We start from the raw sequence: 18,736 nt of genomic DNA on the forward strand, positions 1-18,736 counted from the left end.
TATGAAAGAAATTATTCGAGAAATTATACAAGAATCCATTCAAGTAAAATTAAAATTACTAAGTAATGAGTTAATCATTGAACAACTTGAACAAGTTAGCCTGAAAATTATTAAATCTTTACAAAAAGGAAAACGAATCTATTTTTGTGGAAACGGAGGGAGTGCAGCCGATGCGCAACACCTTGCTGCAGAATTATCCGGAAGATTTTATACAGACCGTCTTGCATTGCCCGCGGAAGCCTTGCATTGCAACACCTCTTATCTTACCGCTGTAGCCAATGATTATAGTTATGAAGTTGTTTACCAAAGACTGATTGAAGGGATTGGACAAGAAGATGATATTTTAATTGGACTTAGTACATCTGGAAATTCAAAAAATATAATTCGTGCTATTGAATCTGCCAATGCTAAAAATATGATTACAATTGGCCTTACAGGCTCAAAAGGCGGCCAATTGAAAGAAATCTGTCAATTTTGGATCGGAGTTCCATCAGATGATACCCCTAGGATTCAGGAGTCACATATCCTTTTGGGACATATTATTTGCCAAATGGTCGAAGAACGAATCTTTAATTCTTGATTTTGAAAGAAATAATCATTTTGGCCGGTGGCAAAGGAAGTCGAATCCAACACATTCTCCCTAACCTGCCGAAATGTCTTGCTCCAGTTAATGGAAAAGCATTTCTTCAATACCAGATCAATTACTTATTGCAATCCGGAATTGAGCACTTCATTTTTTCATTAGGGTATTTAAGCGAACAAGTCATTGGGTATTTGAATTCGCAATTTCCTTCTTTGAATAAGACCCTTATTGTTGAAGATCAGGCACTGGGAACAGGAGGTGCCATCGCGAAAGCGATTCAGGCAGCTAAATCTTCTCATGTTTTTATAACCAATGGGGATACTTATTTTCCTGCTGATTTGGAGCTAATGGAAAGACTATTCCACCAAAAACATGCAGATTTAATTCTGGCAACTACAGAAATTGAAAATCCAGATCGATTTGGTAGTTTGGATTTCGATGACGAAGGGCGAATAAGGCACTTTCACGAAAAAAAACCAATTTCCAAGGCCTATATCAATGCTGGATTTTATTTAATATCTAAACAAGCTTTTTTAAATTGTAAGCTTAAAGCTGTGTTTTCATTTGAAACAGAAATCCTTGAGAAAAAAATCAACGATTGGAAAATCTATGCAGCACCTATGGAAAAATTGTTTATTGATATTGGTGTACCCGAAGATTTTTCGAGGTCTCAAACCTTACTGGTAGATAGAAACTAAATGAAAAAACAAATCAGTATCTTTCTGGATCGTGATGGAATTATAAACCAACAAATAGAGAATGATTATGTAAAATCCATTCCTGAATTTGTATTTCGACCCGATTTTTTAAGTGAAATTCAATACCTCTCAAAATCCAGCAACTTTATTATTGTAGTTACTAATCAACAAGGAATTGGGAAAAAGCGAATGACTCAGGAGGCCCTTCAAAAGATTCATGACTATATGGTGTCTGAAACCATTGCCGCTGGAGGTCGAATTGATGCTGTATACCATTGTCCACATTTAATAGATCAAAATTGCAATTGCAGGAAACCAAAAACCGGTATGATTGAACAGGCTATTTTGGATTTTCCTACATTAAAGCAAGATATCCTTATTATGATTGGAGACAGTCCGGGAGATATAGAAGCTGCAAAGTCAGCCGGATTGATTTCAGTAGGGATGATTAAGTATAAAAATGACAATCGATTCCAAGACATAAATCCCGATTATATCATTGAATCTTTGGCACAATTGAGAACTGAAGTGCTACCGGCAATATTAAATAACTAAACTGAACAGCTAGTATGTATGCCGTAAAAGAAATTTTTTATTCCTTACAAGGTGAAGGTGCTCAAACTGGGAGGCCGACGATTTTCTTGCGTTTTAGTGGATGTAATTTATGGAATGGCCGAGAAGCTGACCGTTTATCTTCAATTTGTAAATTTTGCGATACTGATTTTGTTGGTACCGATGGAAGCTTTGGTGGTAAATACGCAACAGCTGAAGCACTTTCTAATGAAATTTTAAACTTATGGCCTAAGCATTCCAGTCCGAAATGTAAACGATACTTTGTCTGTACTGGTGGTGAACCGTTGTTGCAATTGGATAAATCACTTATCGAAGCGTTCCATTTGAATGGTTTCGAAATTGGTATCGAAACAAATGGAACCATAGAACTGCCAGAGTCTATTGATTGGGTATGCATGAGTCCGAAACCAGCCAGCCAAATTAAAGTCAAACAGGGTGATGAACTTAAATTTGTATATCCCCAGGAAGATTTAAATCCGAAAGATTTTGAGTGGATGGATTTCAAACATTTTTACATCCAACCAATGGATGGAAGTCAAATTCAAGAAAATATCAAATTATCCATGAAGTATTGTTTAGAAAACCCACAATGGAAATTAAGCCTACAATCCCATAAAATATTAGGGATCCGTTAGTTTTCAACATTTTATATGTTAGTTGAAAAAAAATTAAAGAAATTTTGGATTGGAATAAATTAATGAATGAATAATCTGCATTACTTTGCAGTCAATTACAAACAAGAACCAGTCCTGATGGAAATAGCCAACAGACAGCAAACTAAATCCAGCTTTGCTAAAATTGATTTTGACCCAAAACTTCAACAAAACCGACTGATTGCGCTCAAAGATTTTAAAAAGGGATCTATAATTTGTCATTTCAGTTATGCTGAAATTTTATCCAGTCCAAGCCGGTATACGGTGCAAACCGGAGAAGACAAACATATTATTCTTTCACCACTCTATTTGGAGTATGTAAATCATAGTTGCGATCCAAATAGTTTTTTCGATACAAATGATTTTAAATTCAAATGTATAAGAAACATAGAACGAGGGGAAGAATTTACTTTTTTTTATCCTTCCACTGAATGGGATATGGAAGAGACCTTTGATTGTCAATGCTTGAGCCCTCATTGTTTAAATGAAATCAAAGGAGCCCGCTACCTCAATGAGGAAAACATTCGCAAATATCGCTTTACAGATTTCATTCAAGGCAAATTAAAGAAGATCCATAAGCATGTCTTTGAATTGTGATATTAATCACTTTTTAAACGATAAAAACTGGCTTGTTTGGGTTTTAGCCCCATACTTGAAAACGGAAGATCCAAATCTTCAATATTATTATGATTTTAGTCAAAGTATCCAGGAATACACCCTGGTATTTGCCGAGTTAGGCTTGGATTGGAAATGGCAATCCGTTTCATTGGAAAATTATGATGCAATTATTCGGAATATTCAAGCTGAGTCCTTTCCAAAGGTGCCCCTAATTTTAAACCTGTGTGATGGGGATGAAGAAAATGGGGTTCCTGGATTATCAGTCGTCAAATTACTTGAATCTTTAAAACTGATTTACACAGGATCCGATCCATATTTTTATGAAATCACCACCTCCAAAATTCCGATGAAGAAATTATTTGATCAACATGCAGTTCCAACACCCAAGTGGTTGATCATTAACCCTGAAAATCCTGAAATAAAAAAGGTGTTTAATACACTTAAGCCCCCAGTTATTATAAAACCTGCAATATCTGCAGGGAGTCTTGGGCTTGGATTAAATGCTGTTGTTACCAATCCCGAATCATTTAAAACGTATATCGATACGATCCAAAATGGTTATAATGGATGGGATTTTATTAAGGGAGGCTTGTTTGTTGAGGAGTTTATAGATGGAGAAGAATACACCACTTTAATTGTCGGAAGCGAACGACATGATAAGGAATCAAAAATCTATGCTCCGGTTGAAAGATTGTTTGATGAGAGTTTACCGGCTAATGAAAAATTTTTATCCTTTGATCGCTTATGGGAAATATATGAACACGAAGCCCCTTTGCAAGATGAAAAAGCGCTATGGCATTATCACATTCCGGATCCAACATTAATTTCTAAAATTAAAGAAATCAGTTGGAATGCATATTGTGCACTAAATGGAACAGGATATGGGCGAGTTGACTTAAGAAGAAATAAAGCAACTGGATCAATTCAGGTTCTGGAAGTAAATGCTCAATGCGGCCTATCAGAAGATGAAAACTATACAAGCATTGGTGCTATATTGAGATTTGAAAATACGAAATTTAGCTTTTTGATTAAAGAAGTTTTATATGATGCTTATTTAAGACATGCTGAAAAATCAAACCAATGAAATCAATAAGTTATTTTGAAGTTTAAAATCACAATTAAATAAGTTAAAGAAAAGTATCATATATCAAGTTTATTATAATAAAGCTTCTTATTTTAGTGCTTTATTTTAGAATCCATCCATGAAAGTTTGTGTACTTCAACCCGATTATAGTCCTTCAAATGTAGATTATAAAAAATATGATCCACCAAGAAATCTCAGTTCATTATTACCTAATGACGAGGTAGATCATGTTTTTCTTAATAAACTTACTACGTATAAGCAATTAAAAGCTCTGGCCAATAAAGATTATGACATATTTATTAATCTGTGTGAGGCATACTTAGAATGGGACGTTCCATCAATTGATGTAATCTATACCTTAGATTTATTAAATTTACCATATACAGGCCCAACGCAAGAACTTTATGACCCATCAAAAGAACTGATGAAGTATGTTGCGCATGTTGCAGGAGTCGAAGTGCCAAATTTTAGGGTGGTGTCAAATTTAGATGACCTAAATGATCTTACAACTCAATTAAAATTTCCATTATTCATTAAACCTTCCAAAGCCGGAGATAGTTTGGGGGTAGATGATCATTCTTTTGTTCAGGATGAAAAATCGCTTTTTATTAAAGTAAGAGATTTATTAGAAGAGTTTGGTGAAGTTATGGTGGAAGAGTTTATCGAAGGCAGAGAATTCACCATATTGGTAGCAGCAGATCTTAAGGATGATAAAAAATGCATCAGTTTTAAGCCCGTTGAATATCTCTTTCCTCCTGGATTTTCATTTAAAACTTATGCTTTAAAAACTTCTGAATTGCATCCAGAAAGCAATATTGCATGTCGCGAAGAAACTATTGAGCGAAAACTAAGAAAAGCAGCTTCTGCAATATTCCGTGAATTTGGAGGAAAAGGATATGCCCGATTGGATTTTCGTATGAATCCAAAAGGTAAGTTATATTTTTTAGAAGTCAACTTTACCTGTTCCGTATTTTACCCAGTTGGGTTTGAAGGTTCCGCAGATCATATTTTAAATCTTGATGGAATTGGCCAGGCCGGCTTCTTGCAACACATTATTCGCGAAGGCATCAATCGCCATAAACGTAAACAAAAGAAATTCTACCTCAAAAAGAATTCCATATCCGGCTATGGAATTTATGCGAATTTAAAAATCAGAAAAGGCGAGGTCGTATTTAGAGGAGAAGAGCGAAGCCAACGTATTGTGACCAAAGCGTTTGTAGATAAAAACTGGAATGCAGCTGAAAAGGAATTATTTAGAAAATACGCCTATCCTGTTGGCTCAGATGTATATATATTGTGGGATACCCGTCCTGAAGAATGGGCTCCACAAAATCACAGTTGTAACCCAAATACTCAATATTCGGGTCTAAATGTGATCGCCTCCAGGGATATTGAAAAAAATGAAGAGTTGACACTTGATTATGCTTCATTCCTGGATGACCAAATGGAGGCGTTTGTTTGCACTTGCGGAAGTCCGAATTGCCGTAGCTGGATTAGTAATCAAAAGGAACCTGCCGGTAAAAAAACAGTCAAAGCACTCGCATAGGACTAAAATGTTCATAAATAATATTCATATTATTTATTATTATAATATAATAAATTTCTTTTTTATTGAATTTACTTGTTGATATAATCAAATCGTTTTTAGCTTTGCAGGCCAATTAAATGCCGAAATGGCGGAACTGGTAGACGCGCTGGACTCAAAATCCAGTGACCCTAAAAGTCGTGTGGGTTCGAGTCCCACTTTCGGCACATTTTTTTGGAAACACCCTTCATTCAACGATTAAGGAAGCTTTTTATCCAATGGCTCCCTTAGTATTTTAGCCTTTAATTTTTAGAATCTCAAATTGTTTAGATTCAAATCCAAAAAATTAATTGAAATAATACGTTGCTAAGAACTTAACAACAGAATTAGCTCAGAATTTTCTTAAGCAATAGCTTGTGAGTTAAAAATACAATAATGAAAATACGCCTCCTAAAAAATCCATATCAAGGCGAAGTGAGAATTTTAATTGCTAGGAATTTCGAATAGCATCTCGAATTTGAAAATATTTTTACTCGAAATAATAATCTTATCCCAAATTTGAGATAAGGAGTAATTTCTAATAAACACCTGTAGCTTATAAATTATATGGTTTTATCTTGTTATTTTGAATCGGCGAATTCCAAAATTCCTTTGACCAATTTATCCAATTCAGCTTTTGTGGTATAAACATTTGGAGTAATACGCACACCATGAATATTTTCCCAGTTAATCGCTACACAATGAATCTTGTATGCTTCAAATAAGAATGACGCTAAATCTTCGGGTTTTTTATTTTTAATACCCACATTGCCCAATGCTCCGCTGTAATGCTTATCCATTGGATGATTGATCTGTACATTTGGATGATCTTTTACCCGTTCAGTCCAATAATGTTGTAATTCATACAACCTGTTGAATTTTCGTTCAGCTCCAATCATTTCATAAAAATCAATTGCATTTCCAATGGCTTGTTCGATTGCAAATGACCGCGTCCCAAGGTTTTCATATTTACGAATGTCTGTACTTTCAGGATCTCCACCTGCAAAAAGAGGATACAGCTTACTAATTTTTGACTTATTAACATAAAGCAATCCGCTACCAAATGGAGCACTCAACCATTTATGGAGTGAGGCTCCAAAATAATCTGCCCCTAAATCTGGAATTGCATAAGGAATATGAGCAAAGCTATGAGCTCCATCCACTAAAACTTCAATACCCAATGCATGCGCTTTATCCGCAATCTTTTTGGAAGGCAATAGTTGACCATTCCAATTAATCATATGGGTTATTTGAACAATTTTTGTCTTTGAATTAAACTCCCTGGCGAATGCATTTACAATTTCGTCATCCTCCTGAATTGGAAAATTAAAATTAACCCACTTTAAACCAATCCCATCCCGATGCGCTCGTTGTTTCCAGGCATTGATCATGTTTGGGTAGTCTTGTTTTGTGAGGACGACTTCATCTCCTGCATTCAATCGCAATCCAAAAATAATTGTTTCCAGAGCTTCCGAACTATTTCGGTTAAAAGCCAATTCATCTGCATGGCATCCTGCAATTTTGGCCATCTTTTCACGGAGGGGTTCTCTCCCCTGGTCTAAAATTCTCCACATATAATAAGATGGAGCTTCGTTGCTTAATCGGTTGTAAAATTCAACGGCTTCTTGCACGACCCTGGGTTGAGGAGATACGCCCCCATTATTTAAATTTATTATACTTGAAGACACTGAATAGGCCTGTCGGATCTGATGCCAAAAATCTTCCTCGTTTTCACATGGTTTAATCAATTGCTCCATTTGAAATTTGGACTTATCATATGAATTCCCCAGAGCCTTTAAGGTTCCCGAAGGTTGTAATAGGGTTCCGGCTGTTAAGGAGCCAAACCACTGCAGTGCTGATCGTCGATGCATAGTCATGCAAGTTAATATACAATTTTGAAAGCTAAAAACCCCTTAACGCCAAATCGGTCATATTTTTATTGAGTAAGGGATATTTGACAGGGAAGCCTGCTATTTTATAATTGTATTTACTTTACATTAATATGTATAAGCTTTGTCAACAAATGGTTCCAAAGCAATTTGCATTTGATTGATTCAGGTATTAAATTTGAAGTTCAGCTTAATATGAAGAGATTCCTACCAATTCTGATATTCCTCTCCATTCTAAATGGGTCAAACCTATTGGCACAGTGTAACATCAGTGTGGATGCCGGACCTGATTTGAAGGTTTGTAGGCCCGGCGACATGGTTATGATTAATGGAAAAGTAACTGGCAGTATTCAAGAAATTTTTTGGGAACCGCCCACAGGACTTAGCAATCCGAAATCCCCTGTTACAAAAGCGACCGTCTCCGGTCCACAAGAATATATTTTAACAGCCCGAGGCTTAAGTACTCAAAATCTAATTATAAATGGAAACTTTGAAGCAGGAAGAACTGGGTTTACAACAGATTATATGGTTGGAACCACATCCTGTTATGGATTTGGATATTTAGATTGTGAGGGTACCTATGACGTTATAAATAATCCACAATTGGGACATACTGGATTTGCTCCTTGCATGGACCATACTTCCGGCAGTGGGATGATGATGGTAATAAATGGGTCAGCCGCTTTTCAAAATGTTTGGTGTGAAGACATTGTCGTAATGCCAGATATGGATTATGTCTTTACAGCATGGATCACCTCGGTGGTGTCTGCTTCTCCCCCTGTATTGCAGTTTTCAATAAATGGGAGCCCAATTGGTCCAAATTTTTCATCTAGTGGAACGGTTTGCCAATGGGAAAAATATGAAGTAACCTGGAATTCTGGATCCAATACCAATGCAGAAATATGCATATTAAATGAAAATACAGCAACGGGTGGAAATGACTTTGCTATAGATGATCTTGGTTTTAGAAAAATTTGTGAAGTCAAAGACACCATGAAAATTGAAGTGGAGGAAATTATTATTTCAATCGAAGATCCAGAAATTGTTACTTGCGATAAACCCAGTATTCGTTTAAATGCAAAAGCCTCCTCTACTGGAATTGGATGGACCTATCAATGGACCAGTGCGGATGGAAAAATTATTTCAGGTGGGAATACACTTGAACCTGTAATTAAAGGACCCGGAACTTATTTTCTTACTGTATGCTCTCCAATTCCAAATTGTTGTAAAACAGAATCTATCCTTGTAAGTGGAAATATAACTCCTCCAGATCTTCAAATTATAACTAAAGATACATTGGGATGTAATCGACTGAGTGTAACCGTAAATACCAGAAGTACCGTGTTTCCATTAGATTATAAATGGGGTGGTCCCAATGGATTTAATTCATTAGACCCATTTATTGTTGTGACAGAAGCTGGGAAATATACCATAACGATTACGGATGACTACAATTGTAAAACAATTGACTCGGTTACTATTTTCGAGCGAAGCGACAATCCTAAAATTCAAATTCAATCAAATTCAATAAATTGCAAAACAGATACTGCTTACTTAATTGCAAGTTCAACAGTGCCAGGCTCTTTATTTGAATGGATAGGACCTTCTAAGGATACTTCAACAAAATCTCAATGGAATGTCGTTGATAGTGGTTGGTATTATTTAAAAGTAACTTCTCCAACTGGTTGTATTAAATTTGATTCGGTACGGATATTAAAGGACAAACAAGCACAGATTCTCAAATACAGTTTTGATACACTCAGTTGCTTGAAAGACTCTATTGATATTTTAGTTACCGGCAATCGAAATGTAAAATCAGCGTCTTGGCAAAATTTAGGAAATTATAGGTGGCTTGATTCGTTATCGATACGGACCGCCACTGCAGGTAGGCATTCACTTCAAGTGGAATCTGACAACGGTTGTGTTTCAATATTAAATTTAGACATACCAATAGACACCCTAGCTCCTAACATTCAACTGCTTCCAGATACATTAAATTGCAGTCAAACAACAATAGCTTTATTTCCTAAAAAAAGTACTTCTAAATTAATATTAAATTGGGGCGGTCCAAACAATTTTAAGTCACAAGCAGATACCGTTTGGGTGGATGTACCTGGTAACTATTTTTTAAATGCCATCGCTGAAAATGGATGTCAGGATTCTGCAAATGTGTTCATTTCTATTGATACTTTAAGACCATTGCTTACTGGCATGAATGATACATTGACTTGTATTAAAACTCAACTTAACTTTCTCATTTCTGACAATGGAACTTCTCAATATAGTTGGCTTGGACCATCAGGATTTAATAGTACATTAAAAAACCCATTGATCAATTTGGCAGGTGATTATCAAGTAACCGCAAGAAAATCCAATGGGTGCCAATCAAGTTTATTACTTCATATTTATGAAGATATCACAAAACCGATTTTACAATTAAGTGATGATACCCTTACTTGCAGTAAGGATAGCATCAAATTAAAAGCAAGTAGTTCTGATCCGACTGCAATTTTTCAATGGATTGGTCCGAATGGATTTTCATCTAACCAATTAAATCCCTATATAAAAGAGCCGGGAAGTTATATTTTAAAATCCCAAAGTAAAAATGGTTGTAGCGACAGTGCGATCTTGACAATTTTACAAGACATTCGCAAACCAGATCTCCAGACAACTACAGATACACTCAATTGCTTAAAGCGAATTGGAAATTTAACTGCTAGCTCAACAAGGGATAGCCTGAACTATAGTTGGACCGATGAAGTTGGTAGTTTTATTTCATCTTCAAAAAATATCTCAGTAACAAAGGGAGGTATTTATTCAATTAAGGTATCTACACCAGAAAATTGTTTCACTATTTTACAAGTCTTTGTGCCCCAGGATACCATTTCTCCTCAATTAATTGTTTTCTCAGATACATTAAATTGCTTAAAAACACAAACCAGCCTTCGATTTAGTTCAAAGGATCCTATACAATCGTTTGCTTGGAGTGGACCGGGTGGATTTACTTCTTCTTTGCAAAATCCCATTATTAGCTCCGGTGGAAATTATACTCTAAAACTTACAGGTACAAATTATTGCACAACACTTGATAGTCTGAATATTTTAATAGATACTATTAAACCCAGACTTCAATTACAATTTGATTCAATAAATTGTATGAAACGAGAAGTTGACTTGGTTGCTATGGTCATGCCAATTCAATTGGTTGGATCCTGGACACTGAGCAACATGCAAACGGTGAACTCAAATTCTATTAAAACAAAAGAAGGAGGTACTTATAGTTTTAGCGTAACTGCACCCAATTATTGTACAAATTCCCAAACCATTTTTATAGCTGTTGATACGATTTCACCAGATCTTCAAGTACAAGATGATACCCTGAATTGTATTAAACAACTTGCACAAATCCAGGCAATGTCTCAAACAAATGGATTGTTGTATGATTGGTCGGGTCCTGGAAATTTTAAATCAAATTCCCGTCAAATAAACACTTCAATTCCTGGAAATTACACAATCAATGTAACAGGAAAAAACTTTTGCACTCAAACTTCAAATGTATTTGTTTCCATAGATACCATCCATCCTGAATTAAAAACACAATCAGATACTATAGATTGTATTCATACAGAAGCTAACTTGATTGCATCTACAAATATAAATCCGGGTATTTTCAGCTGGAAAGATTCTCAAGGCAATTTGTTAACGAATCAGTTAGTCTATAAAACCAAAAAACCTGGTGCTTACCTTTCAGAAATTGTAAATCCTTTAAATGGATGTCGCACTCAAAAAACACAAACCGTTCTTGCTGATAGTTTGATTATCACTGATGTGCTCATCCAACCTACTAACCCCACCTGTGGAAATAAAATTGGCTCAGCACAAATTGCCAAAGTAATTGGCGGACATTCAGATCTCAGATATTCAATTGATTTCAAAAAAACCTATTCTGGTAATCCCAATCTGAATCAATTGGTCGCAGGGCATTATACATTATTCGTAATTGATAATCAACAATGTGAATTTCAGAAAGATTTTGATATTATTGAGTTGCCTTACATTGAAACGAATCTCCAACCTGAAATTACCATTAGTTTAGGTGATTCAATTAAACTGGATTTAAACATCCTGTCAGACAGGGGATTAATTGATTCAATAAGTTGGAGCCCAACGGATGATTTGAGCTGCTCAAATTGCGAAGATCCATTTGCCAATCCATGGGTAAGTCGTTTTTATACTGTTACAGTCATAGATACCAATGGTTGTGAGTCTACTCAACGAATCCGCATTTTAGTTGAAATACCAAAAGTTTGGGTGCCCAATGTATTTAGCCCAAATGGAGATAATATCAATGATTGGTTGACCATATTTGGATCTAAAGCAGAAGTGACTAAAATTAATATTTTCCAGATTTTCGATCGTTGGGGCAATCGGGTTTTTGAATCAAAAGAATTCCTACCAAATGATTTAATTCATGGTTGGAATGGAAATTACAAAGGTGAAAAATGCAATCCCGGTGTATATGTTTATTGGGGAGAAGTAGAATTAATAAACGGACTAAAATGGGTCGTAAAAGGAGATGTAACATTAATTAGATGAAAGAAACAAGAAGAATTATAAATTTATTGTGCTTGCTTATTCCATGCTTGATCAATAGTCAAGCACAAAACAATTCTCAGCATCATTTTGCTATGCCCAATTCCTGTGGGATTACTGTGAATGCTGGACCGGATATCACAATTTGTGCAGGTCAAGGAAAAAATTTATCCGGGACGGTTAGTAATTCAACAAATTACAGTTGGGAACCTCCGGATGGATTGAGTAATCCAAATGCACTTAATCCTGTTGCAAACCCCAGCATGACTACAACGTATACTTTGACAGCAAGAGCCATGTCAGGAAATTTAATTGCAAATGGTGGATTTGAAACAGGTTCTATAAATCCTTCAACCAGTCAATATACTCAGTATAATACCATACCGAATTTAATAGGATCTACTGGTGGTTATATGATAATGTCAGTTCCACAAATTGCACAAGCATTTGGTTGCAATCCGAATATTGGTAGCTTTACAATGGCCATTACTCCAACTTCATCAAATGTCATGATTTGGTGTCAACAAATTAATGTTAGTAAAAATACAGATTATAAAATTGAATATAAAGTATTTGGAATCCCCTATATTTTTGGCCCACCTCCCACAATTGGATTATTAGTAAATGGAAGTTTTGTAGGAAGCATAGATGCTATTAGCGGCACCTGTGTTGAAGCAGATGCAAGTTTCATATGGAATTCAGGGAATGCTACAACCGCAAATTTCTGTTTAGCAAATTATGGTGGAACGGGAGCTGCGAGTATGTGCGCCATTGACGACATTACTGTAAAAGAATGTTGTGAAGAAAAAGATGAGGTTACTGTAACAGTTTATGACTTGATTGCAGATGTGAATCCTGTTGATGATATCAATTGTACGAATAGACCACTAACGATAGATGCTTCAGGATCTTCTACCGGTCCAGGAATTAGCTATGATTGGTCAACAAAAAATGGTCATATTGTAAGTGGAGATAAAACCCTCACACCTGTAATAGATACCCCCGGTACATATACTTTAAAAATAACCGGGTTGTATGGGTGTCAAAAGGAAGTTATGGTAATGGTAAACGGCAGCACCACACCTCCAGATATCAAAATAAAAGCTGTCAATATCGATTGCAAAAATCCAACCGGAAGTTTGGAAGCCAGTAGCAAATCCAGTTCACCGCAATTTGAATGGAATGGACCCAATGGGTATTATAATACACGTGCCAATATTTATAATTTAACTGAAGCTGGGGAATACACAGTAAAAGTTACAGATTCCTATGGATGCGAATCTACCGCAAAAGTAGATCTCAAAGACAACCGAAGTTTTATTGAGGCTGAAATTATTGGTGATAGCATTACGTGTAATATAGATTCAGCCATTTTAAAGGCAGAATCAATTGGACTAAAACCAATTTATTCTTGGAAAGGACCCTTAGGATTTAAAAAAGATTCTTCTATAAATGCAATTGTGAAAGATACGGGTTGGTATTATTTAACCACACTCGATAGTTTCGGTTGCCAGGAAATCGACTCGTTCTATGTAAAAGACTTACAAACTTCACTAGCGATAGCAATTAATGCTGACACCTTAACTTGCGCAATTCAATCCGTACAATTAAAATTGCTTACCGATACCAGTGCAACGATTTTTGGACGGGACCAAATGGATTTAATTCAAATTTAAGGCAACCATTTGTCGTAGATCAAGGTTGGTATGTGGTCCAAATTACAACAGGAACTGGCTGCCAGGGAATTGATTCAATTTTTGTTGTCAAATCTTCTGATGTGCCCGATCTTTATATTTCAAATAATGACACCATTACATGTAGCAAACCAAGCATCCAAATAAATGGAGGAAGCAATACTACAGGAGCTCAAATAAAATGGATTACACCTGTTGATACCATTTTTAACCAATCAAATATCACAGCCTCAGATTCTGGAAACTATACCTTAATTGTAACAGGGCCCAATGGATGTAGTGTCAATAAAGGCATCAACATATTTAAAGATGTTACAATCCCAAGTTTATTCGGATTTCCTGATACCTTAACCTGCACTAAAGATAGCCTGATATTAAAACTTACGAGTTCGTCGGTTGAAACGATTTCCTGGACTGGACCCAATGGATTTGTCAGTCAACAATTGAATCCTGTTGTAAAAGAAAAAGGAACGTATCAACTAACTGTGACTGGATTTAATGGTTGCACGAATGCCATTGACATTGCGATTGCTGAAGACAAAGCTTTGCCCTCGCTACAAATTTCATGGGATACCTTAAATTGTATCCGCACGGCTGTTATTCCAAGTGTTACAGTAGATTCCAGTATCTCCAAATTCAATTGGTCTGGACCCGCAAACTTTACTAGTTCACTAAAATATCCTTTGTTAACCACAGGGGGTAATTATATGCTCCAGATTACTGGATCAAATGGATGCACTCAAACTCAAACTATAAATATTATTGAAGATTTTGTAAAACCAAGTGCACAATTGGAAGCTGACACAATACAATGCAAAAGCACTGCATCCATCAGAGCACTAAACACGCCAGCCGGACTTCCAATTCTATGGACAGGTCCTAATAATTTTGTTTCAAATCTTGTGAATCCCACCATAACAAAAAGTGGGTTTTATGTTTTGACAATTATCGGAACGAATGGTTGTGTTTTTACGGATTCAATTTTTGTATTTCAAAAGGATCAACTCCCTGACATATTTGCAAGTGATGATACATTAAGTTGCATTAAACAAAAATTAATAATTCGGGCGGGATCTGCAACACAAGGTGTACTTTTTGAATGGACAGGCCCGAATGGGTTCACTTCAAACATGGCACGACCAGAAATACAAGATTCCGGATTGTATACATTGAAAGTAACCGATCCAAATGGTTGTGAGTCGATAAAGCAAATTTTCATTTCAAAATTTGCTGATATCCCTGTGCTTAACTTGATAGCCAGTAATAATTTTATCAGTTGTAAAGACAGTACGGTCAATTTAAAAATCCAATCCACAAATCAAACTAAAACAATTAGTTGGATTGGACCAAATGGCTTTTCAGCAAATACGGACTCAATAGTGGCAATCGAACCAGGAACTTACAAGGTGGTTCTAACCAGTGATTTCGGTTGTATTGCTTCAGACAGCGTTTCGATTCAAGATATTCGAAAACTTCCAACTTTTACTGTAGCTAATGATAGTTTAAATTGTAAACGCATTTCAATTAATTTAACGCTAAATAGCAACGATACCGATTTGAACTTTAATTGGAGTGGGCCGAATAATTTTAATAGTACACTTAAAAATCCTACAATACAGATGGGAGGTACTTATCTTGTAACGGTGACCAATTCTGCAGATTGTAAATTAATTAAAATGGTTCAAATCAGTATTGATACGATGACACCTGATTTAAGTCTTTCAGCCGATACGATCACATGTCTTAGAAACAGTGCGCCGGTTAAAGCTTCTTCCAGTTTGCAAGGATTTACTATGAAATGGACGGGACCAAATGGTTTCAATTATACGCTTCCTCAATTTGCAACAAAAATTCCAGGTCGTTATTTCTGTACGATAACCAATCCACGAAGCGGTTGCAGCAATTCTAGCTTTATAGATATTCTGGAGGATACCAATAGAATTCAAAACGTTTCAACCCAAAGTGTTTCATCAAGTTGCAATCGAAATAATGGTAAATTGCTTATAAACCAAATTATAGGGGGAAAACTGCCCTATAAATATTCTCTTGATAATGGCGTTAATTTTATCAATGACATCTCTACAATCGATTTTGCTCCTGGAAATTATAACTTAATTGTAGAAGATGCAAATGGTTGTCAATTTAATGTGGCTTTTAACATTATTGAAACAGGCGATGTTAGAATATTGGTTTCACCTAAAATTGAATTGCTCTTTGGATCTAAACAAACATTGAATTTAACGATCCTTTCAAATCCTATTGATATCAACAGCATCCTATGGACGCCTTCAGATCAATTATCTTGTTCTAACTGTCCGGATCCAGAGATTACAGCAAATCATGACGATTTAATAACTGTTACCGTTATTGATAAAAATGGATGTTCAGCAACAGCAACAATACAGGTAATCGTAAAAAAAGAGAGTAAGGTTTATTTTCCAAATGCCTTTTCTCCAAATGGTGATAATATCAATGATTATTTTTATCCAATAGGCTTACCTTCAGATTCTCCGATAAATATTTTTAATATTTACGACCGTTGGAGTAATCTTGTATTTTCAAAAGAAAATTTTGTATTAAATTCAGAAAAAGATGGCTGGGGTGGCACTAGTGGATCACATGAAAAATTAAATCCGGGTGTTTTTATTTATATGGTAGAAATTCAAGAAGTGGATGGGCCTAAAATTTATACAGGTGACATCAGCTTAATCCAATAATAAGCCTGTTAATAGCCTTATTTGTCTTATAATTTACATTTATGAATCAAAGGGATCTTGAACTTTATTGTGAAAGTCATACCCACCAGCCAGATGCTGTTTTGAATGAATTGGAACGACAAACCTATTTACAAACCATTGCTCCGCAAATGGTTTCCGGCAAAATGCAAGGTCGCTTACTCAGTCTGATTTCTAAACTAAGTAAACCTCAATACATACTTGAAATTGGTACATTTACATCTTACAGTGCATTGTGTTTGGCCGAAGGCTTAATACCAAATGGGGAATTGCATACTATTGAAATTACTGAAGATTATAGACATATCGTCACATCATTTGCTTCTAGGTCAAGCTATTTTTCTAAAATTCATTATCATTATGGTGATGCACTGAAGCTAATTCCTAATTTAAATTATTCCTGGGATCTCGTATTCCTTGATGCTGCCAAAAACAAATACTTGGAATTCCTTGATATTTTAGAAGAAACACTTAAACCAGGAGCCATTTTAATTGCAGATAATGTACTTTGGTATGGAAAAGTATTGGATTCTGAAAAAGATGAAGAAACAAACACGCTGGATCTTTTTAATAAACGGTTACGGCAATCCCCTCTTTGGGAAACACAAATTTTAGCATTACGTGACGGATTAAGTATTTCGATAAAACAAACAGGGTGAGCGCTCAATTTCTTTCAAATAATGAATTGTACCCTGAACAGGTTTCAATGAAAATTAGTAACCATGGAAATCTGGTACACCAAGCCTGGTATTTTAAACTGTTAATTAAAAATTGCTATTTAGTTGAACAAAATGGATGTATTGTTCTGGTTCCAGTAAAACAAAGTTTCATCGGTATAAATGCATTTTTACCTCCAGGAGTTCAACGGTTGGATCCAATTTATACAAATCATGAAAATAATATTGAAAATAAATTATTAGAAATAATTACTTCTAAAATTCCATGTGGAATTATTTCATGGTCTCAAAACATTAATTTATTACCAGCAGGATTTACTAAAGTGCAACGAAACAATTATATTCTTTACCTGCAACCTGAATATAAACACATTCGTCAAAATTACTCCTCAGGACTAAAAAACAGTTTGAATAAAAATAAGCACAGTGTCCTCTTCAGTATTGATGCATTCCAATTTGCTGAATTTTACTTGAATAACAGCAATAAAACAATCCCGGACGCTTATAAAAACGCGCAACTACTTTCAAGCCTCATTTCTACTTGCATTGAAAAACAACATGGATTTATTAAATATGTGATGGATAGTAAACAAAATCCAATTGCAATGGCCTTTTTTACCCATTTTAATAATCGGATCGTCTATTTATATTCTTGTTCCACATCGGAGGGTCGATCTGTAGATGCAATGCATGCAATTTTGGATCATACGATACATGCATATTCCGGAAAAGATATATACCTTGATTTTGAAGGGAGTATGATTCCAGGAATTGCAAAGTTTATACAAAGCTTTGGAGCTGCAATAGAACACTACTACTTATATACTTGGAATACGCATTGGATTTGCAAAATCAAACTAGTTTTTAGAAATTGGTTAGGCCAATTTAGAAGAAATTAGTGTATCCAAAGTGAATTTTTCCATTTGAAAAGCTAAGTGTCTGATCTTTAGATTGTCCTAATGCATATTGTAAACTAAAATTACCACTTTTAGTTTGAAATTGAATACCCGTTCCAAAACCCATATTATAGGTCCACTCAAAAGCAGTTCCAATTGATTGATTTAAATAAGCCATATCAACAAACAAATTAATAAAACTTGCTCGATCAAGGAAAAATCGATATTCAAGTGTTTGAATTAAATCATCAGAACTTTTAAAAAAATCTTCATCAAAACCGCGCAAATCTTTAAAGCCTCCAATTCTAAAAAGCTCATTTGACACCAGACTTCCAGATGCTAAAATGCTTTGGAGATTTGTGCTCAACTTGAATGTGTGCCGTCGGCTCAATTTCAAATAGTAATCTAAATTTAATTGAATTAAAGCCTGATCCTGATTAATATTTAAACTATCGTATTGCTGCTTTACATTCAATGCA

The 18,736-nt window shown here is 35.3% G+C and carries 14 protein-coding genes and 1 tRNA gene; 13 read left to right on the top strand and 2 right to left on the bottom strand.

The window, feature by feature from the left end; genetic code table 11:
- Position 1 precedes the first annotated feature (1 nt).
- The 8 genes from IPK91_06620 to IPK91_06655 all read left to right on the top strand — a co-directional run bounded on the left by IPK91_06620 (position 2) and on the right by IPK91_06655 (position 5,961).
- Positions 2-580 (top strand): D-sedoheptulose 7-phosphate isomerase, encoded by a 579-nt coding sequence (locus IPK91_06620; GenBank protein ID MBK8296939.1) that lies wholly within the window; start codon positions 2-4, stop codon positions 578-580.
- A gap of 2 nt (positions 581-582) precedes the next feature.
- On the top strand, positions 583-1,281 hold the full coding sequence (locus tag IPK91_06625) for an NTP transferase domain-containing protein (protein MBK8296940.1): 699 nt from the start codon (positions 583-585) through the stop codon (positions 1,279-1,281).
- Positions 1,282-1,836, top strand: a complete 555-nt coding sequence (locus IPK91_06630; GenBank protein ID MBK8296941.1) for an HAD-IIIA family hydrolase — start codon at positions 1,282-1,284, stop codon at positions 1,834-1,836.
- A gap of 14 nt (positions 1,837-1,850) precedes the next feature.
- Positions 1,851-2,489, top strand: coding sequence for a 7-carboxy-7-deazaguanine synthase (queE, locus tag IPK91_06635; protein MBK8296942.1), 639 nt, complete (start codon positions 1,851-1,853; stop codon positions 2,487-2,489).
- Positions 2,490-2,555: 66 nt separating this feature from the next.
- Positions 2,556-3,104 carry an SET domain-containing protein gene (locus tag IPK91_06640; GenBank protein ID MBK8296943.1) on the top strand — a complete coding sequence of 183 codons (549 nt, stop codon included), beginning with the start codon at positions 2,556-2,558 and terminating at the stop codon, positions 3,102-3,104.
- Positions 3,088-4,209, top strand: a complete 1,122-nt coding sequence (locus tag IPK91_06645; protein ID MBK8296944.1) for a hypothetical protein — start codon at positions 3,088-3,090, stop codon at positions 4,207-4,209. The genes IPK91_06640 and IPK91_06645 overlap by 17 nt, the downstream gene beginning before the upstream one ends.
- A 118-nt stretch (positions 4,210-4,327) precedes the next feature.
- Positions 4,328-5,755, top strand: a complete 1,428-nt coding sequence (locus IPK91_06650; GenBank protein MBK8296945.1) for an SET domain-containing protein-lysine N-methyltransferase — start codon at positions 4,328-4,330, stop codon at positions 5,753-5,755.
- Between the two features lie 121 nt (positions 5,756-5,876).
- A tRNA-Leu gene (locus tag IPK91_06655) sits at positions 5,877-5,961 on the top strand.
- Positions 5,962-6,354: 393 nt separating this feature from the next.
- Here the strand turns inward: IPK91_06655 and IPK91_06660 are convergent.
- On the bottom strand, positions 6,355-7,650 hold the full coding sequence (locus tag IPK91_06660; protein MBK8296946.1) for an aminotransferase class V-fold PLP-dependent enzyme: 1,296 nt from the start codon (positions 7,648-7,650) through the stop codon (positions 6,355-6,357).
- Positions 7,651-7,857: 207 nt separating this feature from the next.
- On the opposite strand from IPK91_06660, the gene IPK91_06665 reads away from it, so the two are divergent.
- The 5 genes from IPK91_06665 to IPK91_06685 are packed head-to-tail and all read left to right on the top strand — an operon-like array spanning position 7,858 to position 18,260.
- Complete coding sequence (locus tag IPK91_06665) at positions 7,858-12,258, top strand: gliding motility-associated C-terminal domain-containing protein (protein ID MBK8296947.1); 4,401 nt, start codon at positions 7,858-7,860, stop codon at positions 12,256-12,258.
- Complete coding sequence (locus tag IPK91_06670; protein ID MBK8296948.1) at positions 12,255-13,931, top strand: hypothetical protein; 1,677 nt, start codon at positions 12,255-12,257, stop codon at positions 13,929-13,931. Before IPK91_06665 ends, IPK91_06670 begins: the two co-directional genes overlap by 4 nt.
- Positions 13,841-16,666: a gliding motility-associated C-terminal domain-containing protein gene (locus IPK91_06675; protein MBK8296949.1), complete on the top strand. Its 2,826-nt coding sequence runs from the start codon at positions 13,841-13,843 to the stop codon at positions 16,664-16,666. The genes IPK91_06670 and IPK91_06675 overlap by 91 nt, the downstream gene beginning before the upstream one ends.
- A 41-nt stretch (positions 16,667-16,707) precedes the next feature.
- Positions 16,708-17,343 (top strand): O-methyltransferase, encoded by a 636-nt coding sequence (locus IPK91_06680; GenBank protein MBK8296950.1) that lies wholly within the window; start codon positions 16,708-16,710, stop codon positions 17,341-17,343.
- On the top strand, positions 17,340-18,260 hold the full coding sequence (locus tag IPK91_06685) for a hypothetical protein (GenBank protein ID MBK8296951.1): 921 nt from the start codon (positions 17,340-17,342) through the stop codon (positions 18,258-18,260). The genes IPK91_06680 and IPK91_06685 overlap by 4 nt, the downstream gene beginning before the upstream one ends.
- Here the strand turns inward: IPK91_06685 and IPK91_06690 are convergent.
- A complete protein-coding gene (locus IPK91_06690; GenBank protein MBK8296952.1) occupies positions 18,247-18,732 on the bottom strand; it encodes a hypothetical protein in 486 nt (161 codons plus the stop codon). The two genes, IPK91_06685 and IPK91_06690, sit on opposite strands and share 14 nt — an antisense overlap.
- Positions 18,733-18,736 lie beyond the last annotated feature (4 nt).

The sequence above is a fragment of the Saprospiraceae bacterium genome (genome assembly GCA_016712145.1).
Taxonomy (GTDB): Bacteria; Bacteroidota; Bacteroidia; order Chitinophagales; family Saprospiraceae; genus Vicinibacter.